The sequence below is a fragment of the Nocardia camponoti genome (genome assembly GCF_014646135.1).
Lineage (GTDB): Bacteria > Actinomycetota > Actinomycetes > Mycobacteriales > Mycobacteriaceae > Nocardia > Nocardia camponoti.
In genome coordinates this window covers 909,877-930,609 of the sequence record NZ_BMMW01000001.1, presented here as the reverse complement: position 1 = coordinate 930,609, position 20,733 = coordinate 909,877, and the positions used below count along the sequence as shown (strand labels likewise).

General features: G+C 65.7%; 18 protein-coding genes and 1 pseudogene. 12 read left to right on the top strand and 7 right to left on the bottom strand.

What is annotated here, in order from left to right:
* Positions 1 to 10 precede the first annotated feature (10 nt).
* Together ribH and IEX78_RS04255 are read left to right on the top strand one after the other, a co-directional pair.
* Entirely contained in the window at positions 11 to 487 is a 477-nt protein-coding gene (gene ribH, locus IEX78_RS04260) for a 6,7-dimethyl-8-ribityllumazine synthase (RefSeq protein WP_188827455.1), read from the top strand.
* Positions 488 to 489: 2 nt separating this feature from the next.
* The gene (locus IEX78_RS04255; RefSeq protein ID WP_188828225.1) at positions 490 to 1,020 is read left to right on the top strand and encodes a PH domain-containing protein; all 531 of its coding nucleotides are present in this window, start codon (positions 490 to 492) and stop codon (positions 1,018 to 1,020) included.
* A gap of 56 nt (positions 1,021 to 1,076) precedes the next feature.
* On the opposite strand, the gene IEX78_RS04250 is transcribed toward IEX78_RS04255, so the two are convergent.
* Positions 1,077 to 1,664: a hypothetical protein gene (locus tag IEX78_RS04250; protein ID WP_188827453.1), complete on the bottom strand. Its 588-nt coding sequence runs from the start codon at positions 1,662 to 1,664 to the stop codon at positions 1,077 to 1,079.
* A gap of 164 nt (positions 1,665 to 1,828) precedes the next feature.
* Between IEX78_RS04250 and IEX78_RS04245 the strand changes: the two genes are divergently transcribed.
* The 8 genes and pseudogenes from IEX78_RS04245 to tpiA all read left to right on the top strand — a co-directional run bounded on the left by IEX78_RS04245 (position 1,829) and on the right by tpiA (position 11,089).
* The gene (locus IEX78_RS04245) at positions 1,829 to 2,521 is read left to right on the top strand and encodes an HAD family hydrolase (RefSeq protein ID WP_188827451.1); all 693 of its coding nucleotides are present in this window, start codon (positions 1,829 to 1,831) and stop codon (positions 2,519 to 2,521) included.
* A gap of 40 nt (positions 2,522 to 2,561) precedes the next feature.
* Positions 2,562 to 4,572 (top strand): annotated as a pseudogene (gene uvrC, locus IEX78_RS04240) (excinuclease ABC subunit UvrC); the annotation flags it as partial.
* Between the two features lie 303 nt (positions 4,573 to 4,875).
* On the top strand, positions 4,876 to 5,835 hold the full coding sequence (rapZ, locus tag IEX78_RS04235) for an RNase adapter RapZ (protein WP_229683697.1): 960 nt from the start codon (positions 4,876 to 4,878) through the stop codon (positions 5,833 to 5,835).
* Complete coding sequence (locus IEX78_RS04230; RefSeq protein WP_188827448.1) at positions 5,832 to 6,872, top strand: gluconeogenesis factor YvcK family protein; 1,041 nt, start codon at positions 5,832 to 5,834, stop codon at positions 6,870 to 6,872. Before rapZ ends, IEX78_RS04230 begins: the two co-directional genes overlap by 4 nt.
* On the top strand, positions 6,863 to 7,846 hold the full coding sequence (gene whiA / locus IEX78_RS04225; protein ID WP_188827447.1) for a DNA-binding protein WhiA: 984 nt from the start codon (positions 6,863 to 6,865) through the stop codon (positions 7,844 to 7,846). The genes IEX78_RS04230 and whiA overlap by 10 nt, the downstream gene beginning before the upstream one ends.
* Positions 7,847 to 8,039: 193 nt before the next feature.
* Positions 8,040 to 9,056 (top strand): type I glyceraldehyde-3-phosphate dehydrogenase, encoded by a 1,017-nt coding sequence (gap, locus tag IEX78_RS04220; protein WP_188827445.1) that lies wholly within the window; start codon positions 8,040 to 8,042, stop codon positions 9,054 to 9,056.
* Between the two features lie 14 nt (positions 9,057 to 9,070).
* Positions 9,071 to 10,300, top strand: a complete 1,230-nt coding sequence (locus IEX78_RS24080) for a phosphoglycerate kinase (protein WP_229683696.1) — start codon at positions 9,071 to 9,073, stop codon at positions 10,298 to 10,300.
* 3 nt (positions 10,301 to 10,303) lie between these two features.
* Positions 10,304 to 11,089, top strand: a complete 786-nt coding sequence (gene tpiA, locus IEX78_RS24075; protein ID WP_229683695.1) for a triose-phosphate isomerase — start codon at positions 10,304 to 10,306, stop codon at positions 11,087 to 11,089.
* Positions 11,090 to 11,160: 71 nt separating this feature from the next.
* Here tpiA and IEX78_RS04210 read toward each other — a convergent pair whose 3' ends face one another.
* Positions 11,161 to 11,973 carry an META domain-containing protein gene (locus IEX78_RS04210; protein WP_188827443.1) on the bottom strand — a complete coding sequence of 271 codons (813 nt, stop codon included), beginning with the start codon at positions 11,971 to 11,973 and terminating at the stop codon, positions 11,161 to 11,163.
* A gap of 52 nt (positions 11,974 to 12,025) precedes the next feature.
* Here IEX78_RS04210 and IEX78_RS04205 point away from each other — a divergent pair, with 52 nt between their 5' ends.
* The gene (locus tag IEX78_RS04205) at positions 12,026 to 13,618 is read left to right on the top strand and encodes an MFS transporter (protein WP_188827441.1); all 1,593 of its coding nucleotides are present in this window, start codon (positions 12,026 to 12,028) and stop codon (positions 13,616 to 13,618) included.
* Positions 13,619 to 13,652: 34 nt separating this feature from the next.
* Positions 13,653 to 13,886, top strand: a complete 234-nt coding sequence (gene secG, locus IEX78_RS04200) for a preprotein translocase subunit SecG (RefSeq protein ID WP_188827439.1) — start codon at positions 13,653 to 13,655, stop codon at positions 13,884 to 13,886.
* Here the strand turns inward: secG and IEX78_RS04195 are convergent.
* The 5 genes from IEX78_RS04195 to tal all read right to left on the bottom strand — a co-directional run bounded on the left by IEX78_RS04195 (position 13,879) and on the right by tal (position 20,730).
* Positions 13,879 to 16,083: a transketolase C-terminal domain-containing protein gene (locus IEX78_RS04195; RefSeq protein ID WP_373291515.1), complete on the bottom strand. Its 2,205-nt coding sequence runs from the start codon at positions 16,081 to 16,083 to the stop codon at positions 13,879 to 13,881. The genes secG and IEX78_RS04195 overlap by 8 nt on opposite strands.
* Before the next feature lie 197 nt (positions 16,084 to 16,280).
* A complete protein-coding gene (gene pgl, locus IEX78_RS04190) occupies positions 16,281 to 17,120 on the bottom strand; it encodes a 6-phosphogluconolactonase (RefSeq protein WP_188827437.1) in 840 nt (279 codons plus the stop codon).
* Positions 17,113 to 18,021, bottom strand: a complete 909-nt coding sequence (gene opcA, locus IEX78_RS04185; protein WP_188827435.1) for a glucose-6-phosphate dehydrogenase assembly protein OpcA — start codon at positions 18,019 to 18,021, stop codon at positions 17,113 to 17,115. The genes pgl and opcA overlap by 8 nt, the downstream gene beginning before the upstream one ends.
* Complete coding sequence (zwf, locus tag IEX78_RS04180) at positions 18,018 to 19,589, bottom strand: glucose-6-phosphate dehydrogenase (protein ID WP_188827433.1); 1,572 nt, start codon at positions 19,587 to 19,589, stop codon at positions 18,018 to 18,020. The genes opcA and zwf overlap by 4 nt, the downstream gene beginning before the upstream one ends.
* A 4-nt stretch (positions 19,590 to 19,593) precedes the next feature.
* Positions 19,594 to 20,730 carry a transaldolase gene (gene tal, locus IEX78_RS04175; protein ID WP_188827431.1) on the bottom strand — a complete coding sequence of 379 codons (1,137 nt, stop codon included), beginning with the start codon at positions 20,728 to 20,730 and terminating at the stop codon, positions 19,594 to 19,596.
* Positions 20,731 to 20,733 lie beyond the last annotated feature (3 nt).

The following is a 20,733-nucleotide window of genomic DNA, read 5'->3' as shown; positions in this document are numbered from 1 at the left end:
GGCAGCAACGATGAGCGGTACCGGCGTCCCGACTTTCGCCCTGGCCGAAGCCAAGGATCTGCGACTGGGCATCGTCGCTTCGCGCTGGCACACCGAGATTTGCGACACCCTCGTCGCGAACGCGGTCCGCGTCGCCAAAGAGGCTGGTGTGGAAAACCTCACTGTCGTGCGGTGCGCTGGTGCGATGGAATTGCCTGTTGTCGCACAGGAATTGGCGCGCACCCACGACGCGGTTGTCGCGCTCGGTGTCGTCATCCGGGGCGGCACACCGCATTTCGAATACGTCTGTGACGCGGTCACCGCCGGGCTCACCCGGGTATCGCTTGACGCGGCGACCCCGGTCACCAACGGCGTACTGACGACGAATAACGAAGAGCAGGCCCGCGATCGGGCCGGGCTGCCCGGTTCGTCGGAAGACAAGGGCGAACAGGCCGCCGCTGCCGCGCTCGACGCCGCGCTCACGCTCCGCCAGTTGCGATCGGCGTGACCGTGCCAGTTGAGCGGATTCGTCGTCGCGGCCCTGCGGAACCGGCCTCCGAATGGGAGTTGATTGTGCGGCCCCGCAAGGCGATTCGCACCTCGGTGATCATCGCGGTAGTGATCCTCGCGTTCTTCACCGTCGGTGGAATTTTGTTGCGCACGGGCTCGACCGGCGTGAACTTCCGGCTCGCCGACCAGGTCGCGATGATCATGATCGGCGTGCTCGGCGCCGCCGCAGTGTTGCTGTTCACGCGCCCACGCCTGCGCGCGGGCGCCCACGGCGTTTCGGTGCGCAACATCCTCGGCGACCGCGACGTCCCTTGGTCATACGTCCGAGGCGTCAGCTTCGCCGACCGAAAGGCTTGGGCGAGACTGGAACTCACCGACGACGAGTACATCCCGGTACTGGCGATTCGCGCGAACGATAAGGCGCGAGCGGCCGCGGCACTGGAACAGTTGCGCGCCCTCGGCGCGCGCTACGCCCCTGCCGAACCGGAGTCGACTCCGAAGCCTGAGCGCGCACCCGACACCGAAAACTGACCGGGTCGTGTGCGCCGGCTGACCAGGATGATTGCCGACGCACTGCCCGTTGGCGGCTAGCGCGGTCGCCTAAACCAAGTGGCGGCCGACCGCTGCGAGAGCAACAGCAACACGGTCGCCCCAACGATTAACCCCATCAGGCCGGGTGCCTGCTGCGACGCCGCGCCGCCGAGTCCACAGAGGCATTCAAGCGCACCGATACCGATGGCCCAGCCGCGCGTTGCTGGGCCGCCGGAACCGTAGGCACAGGCGAGTCCGGCTAGCACGACGAACGGGATGAAACCGGCCACGGCTCGCCCTGCGGCTTCGCCTCCGCCGACGGCGCCGATCGCGATGATCAGCACGATCCCCAGTGCGCCCGCGATGAGCGAAATCACCTGGGCGGCACGGACAGTTCCGGGCATCGAGGTGGGGACAGCCGGACCGTAGTAGGCCGCGTACGGGTGCTGACCCGCGTACAGCGGCTGCCCAAACTGGTCAACCGGGACCGGTTGCGGATAGGGCTGCTGACCGGGAGCGAAGTGAGCTGATGGGTCGGGCTGCTGGCCTGGGTACAGCGGCTGACCGGGGTAGGGCTGAGCCGGATACGGCGGCATCGCCGCATAGTTAGGCTGCGCGGGATTTTCGTGGTTGGGGCTAGTCAACGCCCGTTCTCCTCATCGATCGGGAGACGCGCGATCGACGATCGCATGGTGAATCCCCCGAACGCTTCATTCAAGATCATCTAGCGGTATCCCGCTAGTTGAACGCTGGGTTGCTAGGCGGGAATCCGCCAGTGTGGGCGGGGGAGGGTCGATACTCTCGAAGCATGGCTGTCGACGCGGTGCTCTTCGATTTCTCCGGCACGGTCTTCCGATTGGAGGACGACACCACCTGGGCCGACGAGCTCGTCGACGATGACGGCACGCCCTTTGACGTGGCGACCAAAGCCGAGATTCTGCGCCGCATGACCTCGCCAGTGCACCAATTCATGACCTTCGGTCCCGACGACCAACACGCATGGGACAACCGCGACCTTGACCCGGCGCTGCACCGGCAGGCGTACCTCGCGGTTCTGCGCGGGTCCGGTGTGCCCGACCGATACGCGGCGCGCCTTTATGACCGGCTCATCGACCCCCTCGCCTGGACGCCCTACCCCGACACCGGCGAAGCGCTGAAAACCCTTGCCGCCCAGGGTATTCCGGTCGCCATCGTCAGCAATATCGCCTTCGACATCCGGCCCGCTTTCGCGAGCAGAGGGTGGGACGCACTCGTCGGGTCGATGACGCTGTCGTATGAAATCGGCGTGATGAAACCCGACGCGGGCATCTTCGAACATGCCGCCGCCGAACTCGGTGTCGACCCCGCGCGCACCCTGATGATCGGCGACAGCATCGAAGCCGACGGCGGCGCGACCGCCCTTGGCGCACGCTTCGCCCTCGTCGACGCCATCACCACCACCGAGCGGCCAACGGCGCTGCTCGACGCGCTCACCGACCACGGCGTGTTGTCGCTGCCCTAGGCCGCCCGTTCCTGTCAGACCCGCTCGCTAATCTGAACGGGTGGCAGATCCCGCGAGCTACCGGCCTGCGCCGGGCACGATCCCCGTCGAACCCGGCGTCTACAAGTTTCGTGATGCCCACGGTCGGGTCATTTACGTCGGCAAGGCCAAGAGCCTGCGGTCGCGGTTGAACTCCTACTTCGCCGATGTCCTGTCGCTGCACGCGCGCACCCGCCAGATGGTCACCACCGCCGCCAGCGTGGAGTGGACCGTTGTCTCCACCGAGGTCGAGGCGCTGCAACTCGAATACAACTGGATCAAGGAATTCGATCCGCGCTTCAACGTGCGCTACCGCGACGACAAGTCCTACCCGGTCCTCGCGGTCACCCTCAACGAGGAATATCCGCGCCTGTTCGTCTATCGCGGTGCGCGCAAGAAGGGCGTGCGCTACTTCGGGCCCTACGCCCACGCCTGGGCCATCCGCGAAACTCTCGACCTGCTGCTGCGCGTTTTCCCGGCCCGCACCTGCTCAAACGGGGTTTTCCGCCGTCACAATCAGATCGGTCGCCCCTGCCTGCTCGGCTACATCGATAAATGCTCGGCCCCCTGCGTCGGACGCGTTGACGCCGCTGAACACCGCGACATCGTCGAGGAATTCTGCGACTTCCTCGCAGGCCGCACCGACAAAATGGTTCGCACGCTGGAAAAACGGATGCACGAGGCCGCCGACGACCTCGACTTCGAAAACGCGGCCCGCCTGCGCGATGACGTCCAAGCGCTGCGGCGCGCGCTGGAGAAACAGGCCGTCGTGCTCGGCGACGGCACCGACGCCGACGTCATCGCCTTCGCCACAGACGAGCTAGAGGCGGCGGTCCAGATCTTCCACGTCCGCGACGGCCGCGTGCGCGGTCAACGCGGCTGGGTGGTCGACAAGGCGGGCGACGCGCTCGACCGGCCCGCCGAATCGGGCACCGAACTGGCCGCGCTTGTCGAACAGTTCCTCACCCAGTTCTATGGCGAACAGGCTGCCCTCGCCGAGCAAAACGGCGACCGCTCGGGCGTCGTGCCCCGCGAAGTGTTGGTGCCCGACCTGCCCGGCGATGCGACCGAGGTCCAAGAATGGCTCTCGGAATTGCGCGGGTCGGCGGTGTCGCTGCGCGTGCCGCAGCGCGGCGACAAAAAGGCGCTCGCCGAAACCGTGCAGCGCAACGCCGCCGAGTCGCTGGCCCAGCACAAGCTCCGTCGCGCGGGCGACCTCAATTCGAGATCCCAAGCGCTGCAAGACATTCAAGAAGCACTCGAGCTCGACAGCGCCCCGCTGCGCATCGAATGTGTCGACATCAGCCACGTGCAGGGCACCGACGTTGTCGCGTCGCTCGTTGTCTTCGAAGACGGCCTGGCGAAGAAGTCCGACTATCGGCATTACGCGATCAAGGAAGCGGCGGGCGAAGGCCGCTCCGACGACGTTGGCTCGATTCGCGAGGTCACGCGACGACGCTTCGCCCGGCTGGCTCGCGAACGGCAGGAGCTGAGCGAACAGCCGACGCCGGTTTCGGGTCCGGCGGACGACCTCGACGAACCGGGTGGCTCGGGCCCCGGCATCGACCCCACCACCGGCAGGCCGCGCAAATTCGCCTACCCGCCAAACCTGTACGTCGTCGACGGTGGCGCGCCGCAGGCGGCCGCCGCCGCGGAAGTGCTCGATGACCTCGGCATTACCGACGTCGCGGTGGTCGGCCTCGCCAAGCGACTTGAGGAAGTGTGGGTGCCGGGCGAACCAGATCCGGTGATCATGCCGCGCAACAGCGAGGCGCTGTTCCTCCTTCAACGCGTGCGCGACGAGGCGCACCGATTCGCGATCACCTTCCACCGCAGCAAACGGTCGCGGCGCATGACCGCGTCCGCGCTCGACTCGGTGCGCGGCCTCGGCGAATCGCGGCGCACCGCGCTGGTTCAGCACTTCGGTTCGGTCGCCAAGATCAAAGAGGCCAGCGTCGATGACATCACCCAGGTGCCTGGTATCGGCGTCGCGACGGCGAAGGCGGTCTTGGCCGCCCTCGGCGCCGCGCCCGAGGTGCCACCGGAAGCGCCCGAAACGCCCGAAGTGACGGATGGGGCGAACGCGAATGATGTTGCGCATGAGGCTGATGTGAACGAGCTCCTTGAGCGCGTTATCGAAAACATCACGCGCCCAAGCGAATTCGCGGCAATCGAGCTGGCGGAACCTGAGATCACCCCGCCCGGGCGCGAACTCGTGCCCATCGCGGCCATGCCTTCTCGGGAGATTGTCGGGCCGATCCCTCGAGTGTCTACGCCCGATAGTGCGGCCAGTACTGCAATGATCGCAGGGCACCCAGAAACGGATCCGGTAGGACATGACACGCGTCGAATCGAATAACAATGCGCCGACGGTACCCGGGCACGCCGGATCAGACGTCGCCGCTCAACAACAACCAGTAGAAGTGGTGATCGTGACCGGCCTGTCCGGCGCGGGCCGCGGCACTGCCGCGCGCGTGCTTGAGGATTTGGGCTGGTACGTCACCGACAATCTGCCGCCCGAACTCATCGGCCGCATGGTCGAACTCGGCGCGGCAACCGACCCACCCATTCGGCGCTTAGCGCTGGTGATGGACGTGCGAAGTCGCTTCTTCACCGGTGACCTATCCGGCGTAACCGAAGCTTTGCGCGCCGCGGGCATTCGTACGCGCGTGCTGTTTCTCGAAGCGTCCGATGACGTGCTCATTCGCCGTTTCGGCTTCGCGCGTCGTCGGCACCCGCTGCAAAGCGACAGCCCCGACGGCACGTTGTCGGCCGGGCTCACCGCCGAACGGGTGCGCCTTGGCTCAGTGAAAGCGGCCGCTGACCTGGTGATTGACACCACCGAGTTGTCGATACACCAGCTACACCGCAAGCTAGAGGAAGCCTACGGCGCGGGCGCGCCAGCGGCACTCGCGCTCACGGTGCAATCGTTCGGGTTCAAGTACGGTGTTCCACTCGACGCCGACATGGTGTTGGATGTGCGATTCTTGCCCAATCCGCATTGGATTCCGGAATTGCGCGAGCACACGGGACAGGAATCGGTGGTCAGCGACTACGTACTGTCGCGGCCGGGTGCGCAGGACTACTTGGGCACCGCCAACCACCTGGTCGACCTGACCACGACCGGATACCGGCAAGAGGGGAAGCGATACATGACGGTGGCAGTGGGGTGCACCGGCGGCAAACACCGAAGCGTGGCGATCGCTGAAGCGCTCGGTGAACGCATCGGTGCCGACACGGCGAACACTGCCGTTGACGTGGTGCGCGTCGTGCACCGAGATTTGGGGCGTGAATGACAGGGGCTTCGCCAGCCGTCGTCGCGCTAGGCGGCGGACATGGGCTTTACGCCACGCTCACGGCGTTGCGCAGGCTCACGCAGCGCATCACCGCCGTGGTCACCGTCGCCGACGACGGCGGCTCATCGGGTCGGTTACGTGCTGAGTTAGGCATGCTGCCGCCCGGTGATCTGCGCATGGCGCTCGCGGCGCTGTCCGCCGACGCCGACGGGGTGTGGACCGAAACGCTGCAGCACCGCTTCGGCGGTTCGGGAGCGCTCGCCGGGCATTCGGTTGGCAACCTGATCTTGGCGGGACTCACCGAGGTACTCGGCGATCCGATCGCCGCGCTCGATGAGGTTGGTCGCCTGCTTGGCGTCACCGGTCGGGTGCTGCCGATGGCACCGGTTGGGCTCACCATCGAAGCCGATGTTTCGGGGTTGGAAGCCGACCCGCGCGTTGGTCGCACGATTCGCGGTCAGGTTGCGGTCGCGACAACGCCCGGTAATGTCCGGCGAGTGCGGCTGATTCCGGCTGATCCGCCAGCCAGCCCCGAAGCGACAGCGGCGGTGGCCGACGCGGATGTTGTTGTGCTAGGGCCTGGTTCGTGGTTCACGAGCGTGATCCCGCATGTGCTCGTTCCCGAACTGTATGCGGCACTGCGCGACACGACAGCGCGCAAAGTACTTGTGCTGAATTTAGCGGCCGAACCGGGCGAGACGTCCGGCTTTTCCGCGGAGCGTCATTTGCATGTATTGTCCCAGCACGCACCGGATTTCGCGGTCGACGATGTGTTAGTCGATTCGGCGTCGGTGCCCGAGGGACGGCAACGAGAACATGTCGCAAGAGCCGCCGAACAGTTGCGTTCCCAGGTAACCTTCTGCGATGTCGCCGAGCCGGGAACGGCACGGCATCATCCCGGAAAACTCGCCGCCGCACTGGATCAACTGATCCGGCAGCCGCGGTCGCAACTGGCAGGGCTTCGAGTCGAGGGACGGCACATGGGCCAGGGTGTGCGTTCCGGGTCGGTGGGAAAGGAGCGCGTCTCGTGGCGATGACAGCCGAGGTGAAAGATGAGCTGAGCAGGCTCGCGATCACGCAGGTCAGTTCACGGAAGGCGGAATTGTCGGCGCTGCTGCGTTTTGCGGGCGGGCTGCACATTGTCGGCGGTCGAGTGATCGTCGAAGCCGAAGTCGATATGGGATCCATCGCGCGCAGGTTGCGCAGGGAGATCTTCGAGCTCTACGGCTACGGGTCCGATGTGCATGTCCTTGGTGCTGGCGGTTTGCGCAAGACCTCGCGGTATGTGGTGCGAGTGTCGAAGGAAGGTGAGGCGCTCGCTCGACAGACCGGGTTGCTCGACGTGCGTGGTCGGCCGGTGCGTGGGTTGCCCGCGCAGGTGGTCGGCGGCAGCATCGGCGACGCCGAAGCCGCTTGGCGCGGAGCGTTTCTCGCGCACGGGTCACTCACCGAACCGGGCCGCTCGTCGGCGCTGGAAGTGAGTTGCCCCGGCCCGGAGGCGGCGCTCGCGCTTGTTGGTGCGGCGCGCAGGCTCGGGATCACGGCGAAGGCGCGTGAGGTGCGCGGTACCGATCGCGTCGTTGTGCGCGACGGTGAGGCCATCGGCGCGCTGCTTACTCGGATGGGCGCGCAAGACACGCGGCTCACCTGGGAAGAGCGTCGGATGCGGCGCGAAGTGCGCGCCACGGCCAACCGGCTCGCCAATTTCGACGACGCCAATCTGCGTCGGTCGGCGCGCGCGGCCGTCGCGGCGGCGGCCAGAGTCGAACGGGCGCTGGAGATTTTGGCCGACGACGTCCCCGACCATTTGGCTGCTGCCGGGCGCTTGCGCGTCGAGCATCGGCAGGCTTCGCTGGAAGAACTTGGTCAACTCGCCGACCCGCCGATGACGAAAGACGCGGTGGCTGGGCGCATTCGGCGCTTGCTGTCGATGGCTGACCGCAGGGCCAAGGACCTGGGCATTCCCGATACCGAGTCGGCGGTTACCGCGGAACTTCTCGACGACGCGTAACAACCGTTCCGTTTGTGGGGAATCCGACGTTTGGGGCAGAGCGGTCAAATGCGACCGTTCTGCCCCTTATTCTGTTGTTCCCCGACTCGCCTCACCGTGGCGGCAACCGCCAGGTGAGTTCCCTGTGCGTCGGCATGGCTACTAATGTGGTCGTGGTCGGAATTAATCCGCCTGAAAGCTGAGGAGCGATAACGTGACTGTCCGGGTAGGCATCAACGGCTTCGGTCGTATCGGACGCAACTTCTTCCGTGCGGTTGAGGCGCTGAAACTGGTCGGCAAGACCGACATCGAAATTGTCGCGGTCAATGACCTCACCGACATCAACACCCTCGCCACCCTGCTGAAGTACGACTCGATCCTCGGCCGCCTGCCGCAGGAAGTCTCCGTCGACGGTGACTACATCGTGGTCGGCGAGCAGCGGATCAAGGCGCTCGCGATCAAGGAAGGCCCGGCGGCGCTGCCCTGGGGCGACCTTGGCGTCGACGTGGTTGTCGAGTCGACCGGCATCTTCACGGCCGCCGAAAAGGCCAAGGGCCACCTCACCGGTGGTGCCAAGAAGGTCATCATCTCGGCGCCCGCCACCGGCGACGACATCACCATCGTGATGGGCGTGAACCAGGACCGCTACGACGGCAGCCAGAACATCATCTCGAACGCGTCGTGCACCACCAACTGCCTCGGCCCCGTCGCCAAGGTGCTCAACGACGAGTTCGGCATCGTCTCGGGTCTCATGACCACGGTTCACGCCTACACCCAGGACCAGAACCTCCAGGACGCGCCGCACAAGGATCTGCGTCGCGCCCGCGCCGCCGCACTCAACATCGTGCCCACCGGCACCGGTGCCGCCAAGGCCATCGGCCTCGTGCTCCCCGAACTCGCTGGCAAGCTCGACGGCTACGCGCTGCGCGTGCCCGTCCCCACCGGCTCGGTCACCGACCTCACCGTCGACCTGGCCAAGGAAGCTTCCATCGAAGACATCAACGCCGCGATGAAGGCCGCAGCCGAGGGTCCGATGCAGGGCATCCTGAAGTACAACACCGACCCGATCGTGTCCTCGGACATCGTTGGCGACCCGCACTCGTCGATCTTCGACGCGCCGCTTACCAAGGTCATCGGCTCCGAAGCGAAGATCGTCTCCTGGTACGACAACGAGTGGGGCTACTCGAACCGTCTCGCCGACCTGGTCGACCTTGTCGGCCACTCGCTGTAAGAGAATTGGCCCTCGTGTCCGAAAAAAATCCGTCTGTCAAAACTCTGCAAGATCTCCTCAACGAAGGGGTCGAAGGTCGCGGCGTGCTCGTGCGCTCTGACCTCAACGTTCCCCTCGATGACAACGGCGAGATCACCGATCCCGGCCGCATCATCGCGTCGGTTCCCACGATCAAAGCGCTCGTTGACGCGGGCGCCAAGGTCGTCGTCGCCGCGCACCTTGGTCGGCCCAAGGGCGAACCCGAAGCCAAGTACTCGTTGGCGCCGGTCGCCAAGAAGCTGAGCGAAATGCTGGGCCGCAACGTCCAGCTCGCTGGCGATGTTGTTGGCTACGACGCGCTTTCGCGTTCGGAGGGACTCACCGACGGTGATGTCCTGCTGCTCGAAAACGTGCGATTCGACCCGCGCGAGACAAGCAAGGACGAAGCGGAGCGCGCCAAGCTCGCCGCCGAGTTCACCGAGCTGGTTGGCGACGACGGCGCGTTCGTTTCCGACGGTTTCGGTGTTGTGCACCGCAAGCAGGCGTCGGTATACGACGTGGCGAAGAAGCTGCCGCACTACGCGGGCAACCTCGTCGCCACCGAGGTCGAGGTCCTGCGCAAGCTCACCGAAGACCCCACGCGCCCCTACGCGGTCGTGCTCGGCGGTTCCAAGGTGTCCGACAAGTTGGCCGTGATCGAGGCGCTCGCGCCGAAGGTTGACACGCTCATCGTCGGTGGCGGCATGTGCTTCACCTTCCTCGCCGCCCAGGGCTTGCCGGTCGGCAACTCGCTCGTGCAGCCGGAGATGATCGACACCTGCAAGGATCTGCTTGAGCGCTTCGGCGACGTGCTGCACCTGCCGGTCGATATCGTCGTCGCCGATAAGTTCGCCCCCGACGCGGAAGCAAAGACCGTGTCGGCCAGCGAGATTCCCGATGGTTGGATGGGTCTCGACATCGGTCCCGAATCGGTGAAGCGTTTCTCGGCGTTGCTCGCCGAAGCCAAGACGATCTTCTGGAACGGCCCGATGGGCGTTTTCGAGTTCCCGAAGTTCGCCGAAGGCACGCGTGGGGTCGCCGAAGCGATCGTCACCGCGACGGAGAAGGGTGCCTTCACCGTCGTCGGTGGTGGCGACTCGGCCGCCGCGGTGCGCGCGCTCGGGCTGCCTGACGACGACTTCTCGCACATCTCCACCGGTGGTGGCGCTTCGCTCGAATACCTGGAAGGCAAAGAGCTGCCCGGTATTTCGGTGTTGGAGGGCTGACGGGTGGCGCGTAAACCGCTTATCGCGGGCAACTGGAAGATGAACCTCAACCACCTTGAGGCCATCGCGCTTGTCCAGAAAGTCGCCTTCGCGTTGCCGGAGAAGTACTTCGACAAGGTCGATGTCACCGTCATCGTGCCGTTTACCGATCTGCGCAGCGTGCAGTCGGTCGTCGACGGCGACAAGTTGCTGCTCACCTACGGTGCGCAGGACGTGTCAGCGCACGATTCGGGTGCCTACACCGGCGAGATCAGCGCGGCGATGCTGGCCAAGCTCGGGGCAACGTATGTGGTTGTCGGGCATTCGGAGCGTCGCCAGTACCACCTGGAAAACGACGCGACCGTGCTCGCCAAGGCCAAGCAGGCGTTGAAGTACGACCTCACCCCGATCGTCTGCATCGGTGAGGGCCTCAACGTCCGCGAAGCCGGCACGCACGTCGAGTACAACCTTGAGCAGCTGCGTGGTTCGCTCAAGGGGCTTTCGGCCGAGCAGATCGCCAAGGTTGTCGTCGCCTATGAGCCCGTGTGGGCCATCGGCACCGGCAAGGTGGCATCGGCTGCCGACGCGCAGGAAGTCTGCGGCGCGATTCGGGAGGAGCTGGCGAAGCTGGCGTCGCCCGAGGTTGCCGCCGACGTCAAGGTGCTCTACGGCGGGTCGGTGAACGCCAAGAACATCGGCGAGCTCATCGCTCAGCCCGACATCGACGGTGCGCTCGTTGGTGGTGCTTCGCTCAAGGCCGACGAGTTCGCGACGCTGTCGGCGATCGCCGCTGGTGGTCCGCTGCCGTGAGCTGAGTAATGCTCTGATGAAAGGCCGAGAACCGAAAGTGGTTCTCGGCCTTTTGTTTTCGCTTATTCGGCTCAGCTTGCGGTCAGCGTGAGGCCGTAACCGTTGTCGTTGCGCAAGGTGAGGGTATCGGCGTCGACGGTGGCGTGCGCGGTCCCGTCGAGTGCACGCAGCACGTTTTGTTCGACGTCCATCACTTCGGGTGGGCACGCCATGCGCGTTGTTGTTGTCGCGAAGGTCACCGTGTCGCCGGGGCCGACTTTCGCGGTGCCGCCAAGGTGATTGCAGCCAGCGGTGCCGGAGATGCTGCCGTCTTGAGCGATGCTGAAACCTGGCTTGATGTCGTCGATGACCGCGGAACGGATGTTGCTCTGCGGGGTGAGGAGCGCCGTGACCGTCCACTTCGTGCCGACAAGCGGTTTGTCGGGGTGCAGAATCTCTTTATCGGTCAGTCGCACGGTCGTCGCGGGCGTGGTGAGCGTGAGTTGGCCCTTGGTGAGCTGCCAGGTAGGGCTGGCTTCGAGGAAGTCCGACTGCCACGCGTCGGCGCCGGAAGCGTCACCGCCGCACGCCATGAGCGTGCCAGCGAGTCTGTCGACGTGGATGACGTTGCCGGTCAAGTCGATTGGGCCGCTGGCGGTGTTGCAGCCCGAATTAGCGCTCACCCGACCATCTTTGAACGTAAGGGTCATCGGGCCCCCGCCAGGAATCGCGGTGCCATCGACTGCCGTCGACTCATAAACGTGGCCCATCGGGGTGCCGTCGCTCGCTGGGGCGGCCGAGGTGGTTGGCGGGCTTGAGGAATCCGACGAGCACCCGACGGCAGCGAACACCGCTCCGGTTGCGACGGCGGTAACGACGATGCGACGGAACAGAGTTGCCGACATGACGCCATCCTAGGCACGTTGTCGCCTCCGGTTGGCGGGATATGCTCAGCCGGTGACGTCCACGACCGCACATACCTCGACGTGGGCGCCGCTTCGCTCGCGGGTTTTTCGGGCGCTGTGGGTCGCGCAATTGGGCTCCAACCTGGGCACCTGGATGCAGACGGTCGGGGCGCAGTGGATCCTCGTCGACCAACCCAACGCGGCCGCGCTTGTGTCGTTCGTGCAGACGGCATTGACGTTGCCGGTGATGTTGCTGGCGATCCCGTCGGGGGTGCTTGCCGATCTTGTTGACCGGCGCCGCTTGCTGATCGGCGCGCAGTCAGGCATGGCGCTCACCTCGCTCACGTTGACGGTCTGCACCGCCACCGGCCACACCACGCCCGTCGTGCTGCTCACGCTGCTGTTCGTCCTTGGCTGCGGACAAGCGCTCACGGCGCCCGCGTGGCAGGCGATTCAACCCGAACTCGTTCCACGCGGCGAGATCGCGTCGGCGGCGGCGTTGGGCAGCATGAACGTCAACCTGGGACGTGCGATCGGGCCTGCGATCGCGGGCGTGCTCGTCTCGGTGGCGGGCCCGACGGTGGTTTTCGCGTTCAATACCGTGTCGTTCCTGGGGATTGTCGCGGTGCTCGCGCTGTGGCATTCGCCGGTGCGTGACGTGATCTTGCCGAGTGAACGCCCGCTCGCCGCACTGCAAGCGGGCACGCGGTTCATTCGGGCCGCGCCCGCGATTCGTCGAACGTTGTTGCGCACCATCATGTTTGTCGCGCCCGGCAGCGCGGTGTGGGCGCTGCTGCCGGTTATCGCGCACGATCAACTCCACCTCGGGTCCGGCGGTTACGGTCTGCTGCTCGGTGCGCTGGGGCTTGGTGCGGTTGTTGGTGCGCTCGCGCTGTCGCGGGTGCGACGGTGGCTCACGCCAACGCAGCGGCTGGCGATCGCGGCCACGCTGTTCGGAGTCGGCGCGGTGACGGCCGCGCTGGTGCCGAATCCGGTCGCGGTGTTTGTCGCCCTCGTTGGCGCTGGCTTGGCGTGGTTGCTCGCGCTCGCGACGCTCAACGCCACGATGCAACTGCTGCTGCCCGCGTGGGTGCGGGCGCGCGGGCTTTCGGTATACATGCTCGTCTTCATGGGCGGGCAAGCGCTCGGTTCGCTCGGATGGGGTTTGGTCGCGGGCACGGCGGGCGCGGTCACGGCGTTGCTCATCGCGGCCGGGCTGCTCGCGGTGTGTGCGGTGAGCACGGTGTGGTTGCCGATCCGGCATAACGTCGAAGACATCGACCTGTCGCCTGCCGCGTTCTGGCCAGAACCGCAGCTCGTTGTCGAACCCGACGCCGAAGATGGGCCGGTGCTGGTGATGCGCGGCTACGACGTGCCCGCCGCCGACGTCGTCGCGTTCACCGAGGCGATGGCGTTGGTTGGCCGGTCACGGCAGCGAACGGGCGCGATGGAATGGCGGCTCTACCGCGACGTCGGCGTCCTCGATCGGTACGTCGAAGCGTTCGTCGTACGGTCCTGGGCTGAGCATATGCACCAGCATCAGGTGCGGCTCACCGCCCGCGACCGAGAGATCGAGGCGACCGTCGCGCACTATTCAGCGGGCCCGGACACGGTCGCCCATCTGGTCGCGGTCGAGGCTGGTTAGACCAGCGCGGCGGTGTGCCCCTAGGATGGACGCCATGTCGCTGTTCCTCGATATCCTCCTGGTCATCACCAGTGTGTTGCTGGTGCTGCTGGTGCTGCTGCACCGTGCCAAGGGCGGTGGCTTGTCCAGCCTGTTCGGTGGCGGCGTGCAGTCCAGCCTGTCGGGTTCGACCGTGGTGGAGAAGAACCTCGACCGCATCACCGTCTTCGTCGGCATTGTCTGGCTCATCGCGATCCTCGGCATCGGCCTTGAGATCAAGTTCAGCTAAGTAGCGTTAGCGCGGCCGCTTTGATCGCGGCTTCGCTCAGTAGCACCGTTTCGGCCGCCGGGCCGAGCGGGATAAAGCTGTCTTCGCTGGTCACGCGACGGATTTGGCCGCGAAAGCCCGCGTCGATGAGCGTCGCGATCACTGATTCGGCGACCCCGCCGCTGCGTCGCGTTTCGTCGGCTATCAATACCCGTCCGGTTGCTTCGGCTGCCGCGATGAGGTCCTTCGTCGGCAGTGGTGACAGCCATTGCAGATCGACGACCCGGGTTGCGATGCCGCGTTGGTTGAGGGTCCGCGCGACGCGCAAGCTCATCGGGACGCCGTTGCCGAACGTGACGATCGTGAGGTCGGTGCCGTCCTGGTAGGTGCGTGCCTGACCGATAGGGACGTGCTCGTCGGATGCTGGCGCGAGCCATGCGGCGTCGTCGGGGAACAGGTCGCGGGTGTGATAGAGCGCGATGGGTTCGATGAAGACGCAGACGCGACCGTCGACCCTGGCCGCCGCGACGCACGTGCGTAGGAGTGCGGCGGCGTTGTCGGCCCGGCTCGGCACCGCTACGACGACGCCCGGAATGTCGCGGAGCGCGGCTAGCGAATTGTCGTTGTGAAAATGCCCACCGAAGCCCTTCTGGTAGGCGAGGCCGGCGATGCGCACGACCATCGGATTGCGGTAGCGACCAGCGGAAAAGAACGAAAGCGTCGCCGCTTCGCCGCGAATTTGGTCGGCGGCATTGTGCACGTAGGCGAGGTACTGGATCTCAGGGATGGGGACGAAACCGGCGAGCGCTGCGCCGAGTGCGGTGCCGAGGATGGTTTGTTCGTCGAGCAGGGTGTCGAACACCCGCCGCGCGCCAAACCGTTTCCGCAGCCCTTTGGTGACGCCATAGACGCCGCCTTTGCGCGCGACGTCTTCGCCGAAGATCAGGATGTCGTTGTCGCGGGTGAGAAGGTCGGCGAGGGTGGTGTTGATGGACTGGGCGAGGGTGAGGCTGGGGCGAGAAGTGTTGGGCACGTTGATAATTGCTGCTGCCTCGTCGATGCTGGCGCTGGGTGAGATGCGGGCGACCTCGGTTGCGACGGCGTGTGGGCGGGCCGGTGCTAGTGGGCTGATCACTGATGCGGCGGTATCTAGGCGGTGTTCGGTGACTACCTCGTCGGCGATGTCGCGTACTCGGGTGCCGATACGGATGTAGCGGGCGAGCAGGTCCGCCGGGGTCGCGATGGTGGCCTCGACAAGCGCGCGTGCGGTGCCGATCAGGGGGTCGCGGGCCAGGTCAGCGGCGATGTCGGCCGGGCTGCGGTAGCCCGATTCGACGTCTGAGCCCGCGTGGCCGCCTAGTCGCACGGTGCGCATGTGCAGGAACACGGGCACGCGCCAGGTGCGGGCGATGGCGAACGCGTCCTGCGCGGTGCCGAGAACGTTCGGCAGGTCGCAGCCATCGGCGGATAGATAGGTGAGGCCGGGGCGTGGGCCGTAGGCGCGTTCGATCCAGTCGGGTGGGGTCGGGACGCTGATGCCCCAACCGTTGTCCTCGCAAACGAACACTATTGGCATCGGCACCCCGCGCGTGCTCGCGTGCACGGCCGCGTTCACCGCACCGACGGCGGTCGAATGGTTGGCCGACGCGTCGCCGAAACTGCACACCACCACCGCATCGTGAGGCCATGCGTTCGAAATCCCTTGGCGCGCAGCGTGATCGATCGCGAAGGCGAGGCCGATCGCGCGGGGGAGATGCGAGGCGACGGTGGAGGTTTGCGGAATGATCGAAGCAGGGCGACTCCCGAATACCTTGTGTCGACCGCCCGAAATGGGGTCCGCAGCAGCCGCGACGACGCCGAGCAGCACGTCGCGAACAGGGTTGAGCCCGGGTAACTGCCTGCAGCGCTGCACGAAAAACGCGCCGGAGCGGTAATGCGGCAATGCGGGATCGTCAACGCGACTTGCCGCGGCGACCGCGGCGTTGCCCTCGTGTCCCGACGACCCGATGCTGTAGAAACCCTGGCGCTTCGCACCTAATCGGCGGGCGTTCAGGTCGAGATGCCTACTGGCGCACTGAGATTCGAACAGCTCAAGACCAAGGCCGGGGTCGAGCCGGGTGTGCGGTTCGGCCGCGCCGCTGACGGTGAGCTCGGCGAGTGCGGCGCGAAAATGCGCGTCGAGGTCCGTGGTGTGCCCTGCTGCAATTCCGTCACCCACCGCGACCCCTCTTCGCCGTTGAGAGCTATCTGTGCACCGCCGATGATCTGCTTGCGATGGTAGGCGCAGTGAGCAGCGCGTGCCCGCAATTGGTGGTCTCACCGCTTTAGCGACCGAAGGGTGCGAGTCGTTGAACGGAGACGGGGCCGGGCCATGATGGCCCAGCCCCGCTGGCTTACTCCGAGTGCCGGTTCGAACTACTTCGCGGCAGTGTCGTCCTCGTCGTCCTCGTCGTCTTCATCGTCGAAGTCGTCGAAATCCTCAAGGCCAAGGTCGCTCGCTGCCGCCTCGTCAATGACCCAGGTGGTGGACTCGATGCCGACCGCGCCAGCGGCGGGGACGTCGTCGGGTGACGCGCCGTTCACGGCGGCCGCAACCGCCGCCGCCTTGCCTTCGCCCGTGACGATCAACGCGACGTGGCGCGCGCGATGAATCGCCGGGAGCGTCAACGTGATTCGCGTGGGCGGCGGCTTCGGGCAATCGTGTACGGCGACAACGTATTCGGTGGTTTCCCGCACGGCGGGGGAGTGCGGGAACAGTGAGTCGATGTGGCCCTCGGGGCCCATGCCGAACAGTTCGAGGTCGAAATCGCCAGCTTCGGCGAGGAACCCAAGCACGATCTGCCCGTACGCGGCCGCCGCCGCCTCCACCGTCGGGAAATTCCCATCCGACGGCGCCATCGGGAACACACGCGCCGGGTCGAGCGGCACATGGTCTAGCAACGCTTCGCGCGCCTGCAACTCGTTGCGTTCCGGGCTGTCAGCGGGGACGTAGCGCTCATCGCCCCAAAACACGTTCAGCATGCCCCAATTGATGTCGCCGGGGTTCTCCCGTACCTTCACGAGCGTGCGGATGCCGTCGCTGCCACCGGTGAGCACCACCGACGCCACACCGCGCGCGGCCTGAGCCGCGACGATGGTGTCGACGAACCGCTCCGCCGCAGCCTCGGCGACCTGTTCGGGATCGGTGTGTACCTCGATGGTGTTGGCGGGGAAATCGGCGCCCAGGTCGTCGAATTCGTCGATGCTGTCACTCATAGGTCACCTTCTCGATTCCGGCGAGCGCTTCGGCGTAGATCTCGTCGGCGTCGAGACGCCGCAGTTCTTCGGCGAGGCAGTCGCGAGTTTCCCGGCGGGCCAGCGCGATGTGCTGGTCGGGTTCACCGGTGCGGATAATCGTTGCGGTTCTTCCCAATTGCGGTCGGGCGATCGAAATGAAATCCGACGCTCGATGCAACTCCACCTTCAGTTCACCCGACTTGCGGATGACCGGGCAGTTCAATCGGCTGGCCAACCAGCCCGCCAGCATGTCCAGCGCGGGCTCGCTCGCCAACCCCGACACGCTCGCTGACGTGACCGGTTCATACGGTGGCACGTTCAGCGACGCCGCCAACAGCGCTCGCCAGTAAGTGATGCGGCTCCACGCCAGGTCGGTGTCGCCGGTGGCGTAGGTGTAGCGGCGATGCTTGATGGTGGCTTGCGGGTCGGGTGCGAACGTGGCATCGGTGATGCGGCGTTTGGCGAGTTTGCCGACCGAATCGAGCGACGGGAATTCCGGCGCGCCACGCGGCCACCACGCGACAACGGGCGTGTCGGGCAGCAGAAACGGTGTGACGACGCTGCTCTCATGGTTGACGAGCGCGCCCTGCATGCGCAGCACGATGACCTCGGCCGCGCCCGCGTCGCCACCAACGCGGATCTGGGCGCTGAGGCTGGTTTCGGCTTCCCGGTCGCCGCGCGCGAGCACGATCACGCGACACGGATGTTCGCGACTTGCCTCGTTGGCCGCTTCGATCGCGATCTCCGCCTCGGACGAGTCGAGCGTGCACACCACGAGCGTGAGCACGCGGCCCTGGGTGATGACCCCGTTGGTTTCCCGAAGCTGCAACAACCGCTTGCTGACATCGACGGTGTTGGTGTCGGGCATGTCGACGATCATGGGCGCCGCCATTCCCGCCCGCTGATCGCGAGCATCTCTTCGGCCGAAATCGGACCCCAGGTCCCGGCCTCGTATGGTTCGGGTTTGCCGCCTGCCGCCCAGTGCGAAATCACCGGATCGAGGATCTCCCAAGACAATTCGACTTCGGCGTTTACCGGGAACAGCGAAGGAACGCCAAGCAGCACGTCGAGGATGAGCCGCTCATAGGCTTCGGGGGAGGACTCGGTGAACGCTTCGCCATAGCTGAAGTCCATATTCACGTCGCGCACTTCCATGCCGGTGCCGGGCACCTTCGACCCGAACCGCATGGTGATGCCCTCGTCCGGCTGCACCCGAATGACGAGCGCGTTCTGCCCCAATTCCTCGGTCATCGTTTGGTCGAAGGGCAGGTGCGGCGCACGCTTGAACATGACCGCGATCTCAGTAACCCTGCGGCCCAAGCGTTTTCCGGTGCGCAGGTAGAACGGCACGCCCGCCCATCGGCGGTTTTCCACCCGCAGCGTGATGGCCGCGTAGGTCTCGGTGCGCGAATTCGGGTCGAAACCCTCCTCCTGATGCAGTCCGACGACGTGCTCGCTGCCCTGCCAGCCCTCGGTGTATTGCCCACGCGCGGTGGTCTCGTCGAGCGGATACACCAGCTTGGTCGCCGAGAGCGCCTTGATCTTCTCGGTCGTGAGCTGCTTCGGTTCGAACGAGGTTGGCTCTTCCATCACCGTGAGCGCCATCAGCTGCAGCAGGTGATTCTGGATCACATCGCGGGCGGCGCCGATGCCGTCGTAATACCCAGCGCGACCGCCAAGGCCGATGTCCTCGGCCATCGTAATCTGCACGCTGTCAACGTAATTCGCGTTCCAGATGGGCTCGAACAGCTCATTGGCGAAGCGCAGCGCCAAGATGTTCTGCACGGTCTCTTTGCCGAGATAGTGGTCGATACGAAACACCGTCTCCTCGGGGAAGACACGGTTCACCAGCGCGTTGAGCGCTTTCGCGCTCGCGAGATCGTGGCCGAACGGCTTCTCGATCACCACGCGCCGCCACGGCACCCAACCGTCAGGTTCTGGACCTGGTTGCGCCAGTTTGTGTTTCGACAACTGGTCGAGCACCACCGGGAACATATTCGGCGGAATCGACAGGTAGAACGCGCAGTTACCGCCCGTGCCGCGTTCCTTATCGAGCTCGGCGAGAGTGCGCGCCAGCGTCGCAAACGCGGCATCGTCGTCGAAACTGCCTTGGACGAACCGCAATCCGGCCGCCAGCGAATCCCACACTTCCTGACGGAACGGCGTGCGCGCGTGCTTGCGCACCGCCTCAATCACGACCTTCTCGAAATCCTCGTCAGCGTAATTGCGGCGCGCGAACCCAACCAGCGAGAACCCCGGTGGGAGCAAACCCTGGTTGGCAAGGTCGTAGATGGCCGGCATCAGCTTCTTCCGGGACAGGTCGCCGGTGACGCCGAAGATCACCATCGCGCACGGCCCCGCGATCATCGGGAGCCGCTTGTCTCGAGGGTCACGCAGGGGATTGACCCAGTGCCGTGCCGCCTGCTCCACCGAAACTGTGCCGGCCATCAGGTCAGTTACCTGAGTCCGCGCGCAGCGCGTTGGTCGTCGCGTCGAGCAGTTCGGTCCAAGCGGATTCGAACTTCTGCACGCCCTCGGCCTCCAACACCGCGAACACATCCGACAGGTTGACCCCGACGGCGGTGAGCGCGTCGAAAAGCGCAGCCGACTCGACCGCGCGCCCGCTGAGCGTGTCGCCAAGGACCTCGCCGTGATCGGCGAACGCCTGCAACGTCTTCTCCGGCAACGTGTTCACCACGTTCGGCGCGACCAACTCGGTAACATACATCGTGTCGGAGTACGCCGGATTCTTCACACCCGTCGACGCCCACAGCGGACGCTGGCGATTGGCACCCTTCGGCGCGAGCTCGTCGTAGGTGACCGTGTGCGCGCCACCGTCGAAAATGTCCTGGTAGGCCGCGTACGCGAGCCGCGCGTTGGCGATACCCGCCTGACCACGCAGTGCCAACGCCTCCGGGGTGCCGATGGCGTCGAGCCGACTGTCGATCTCAGTGTCGACACGCGAAACGAAGAACGAAGCGACCGAATGGATCTTGGCCGCATCATGCCCGGCCGCGATCGCCGCGCGAATGCCGTCGAGATACGCGCCCATCACCGCGCGGTAGCGCTCGACCGAGAAGATCAGCGTGACGTTGACGCTGATGCCTTCGGCGAGCACACGCGTGATAGCGGGCAAGCCCTCCGCGGTTGCCGGAATCTTGATGAACAGATTCGGCCGGTCGACGATTTTCCACAGCTCAATGGCCTGGGCCACGGTGGAATCGGTGTCGAACGCCAAGCGCGGGTCGACCTCGATCGACACACGCCCATCGACGTGACCGGTGTCGGCGAACACCTGCGCGAACACGTCGCACGCGGCGCGGACGTCGTCGGTGGTCATCGTGCGGACCGCGCCTTCGGCGTCGGCGCCCTGGGCGGCGAGCGTGTTCAGCTGTGCGCTGTACGCGTCGCCTTCGTTGAGCGCGGCCTGGAAAATGCTCGGGTTGGTCGTGACGCCCTCAACGCTGCGGGTAGCGATGAGGTCGGCCAGATTGCCCGTCTCGATGCGGGTGCGCGACAGATCGTCGAGCCACACCGACACCCCCGCCGCCGTGAGCGCGGCGAGATTCGGATTCTGCGTTGTTGTCATGGC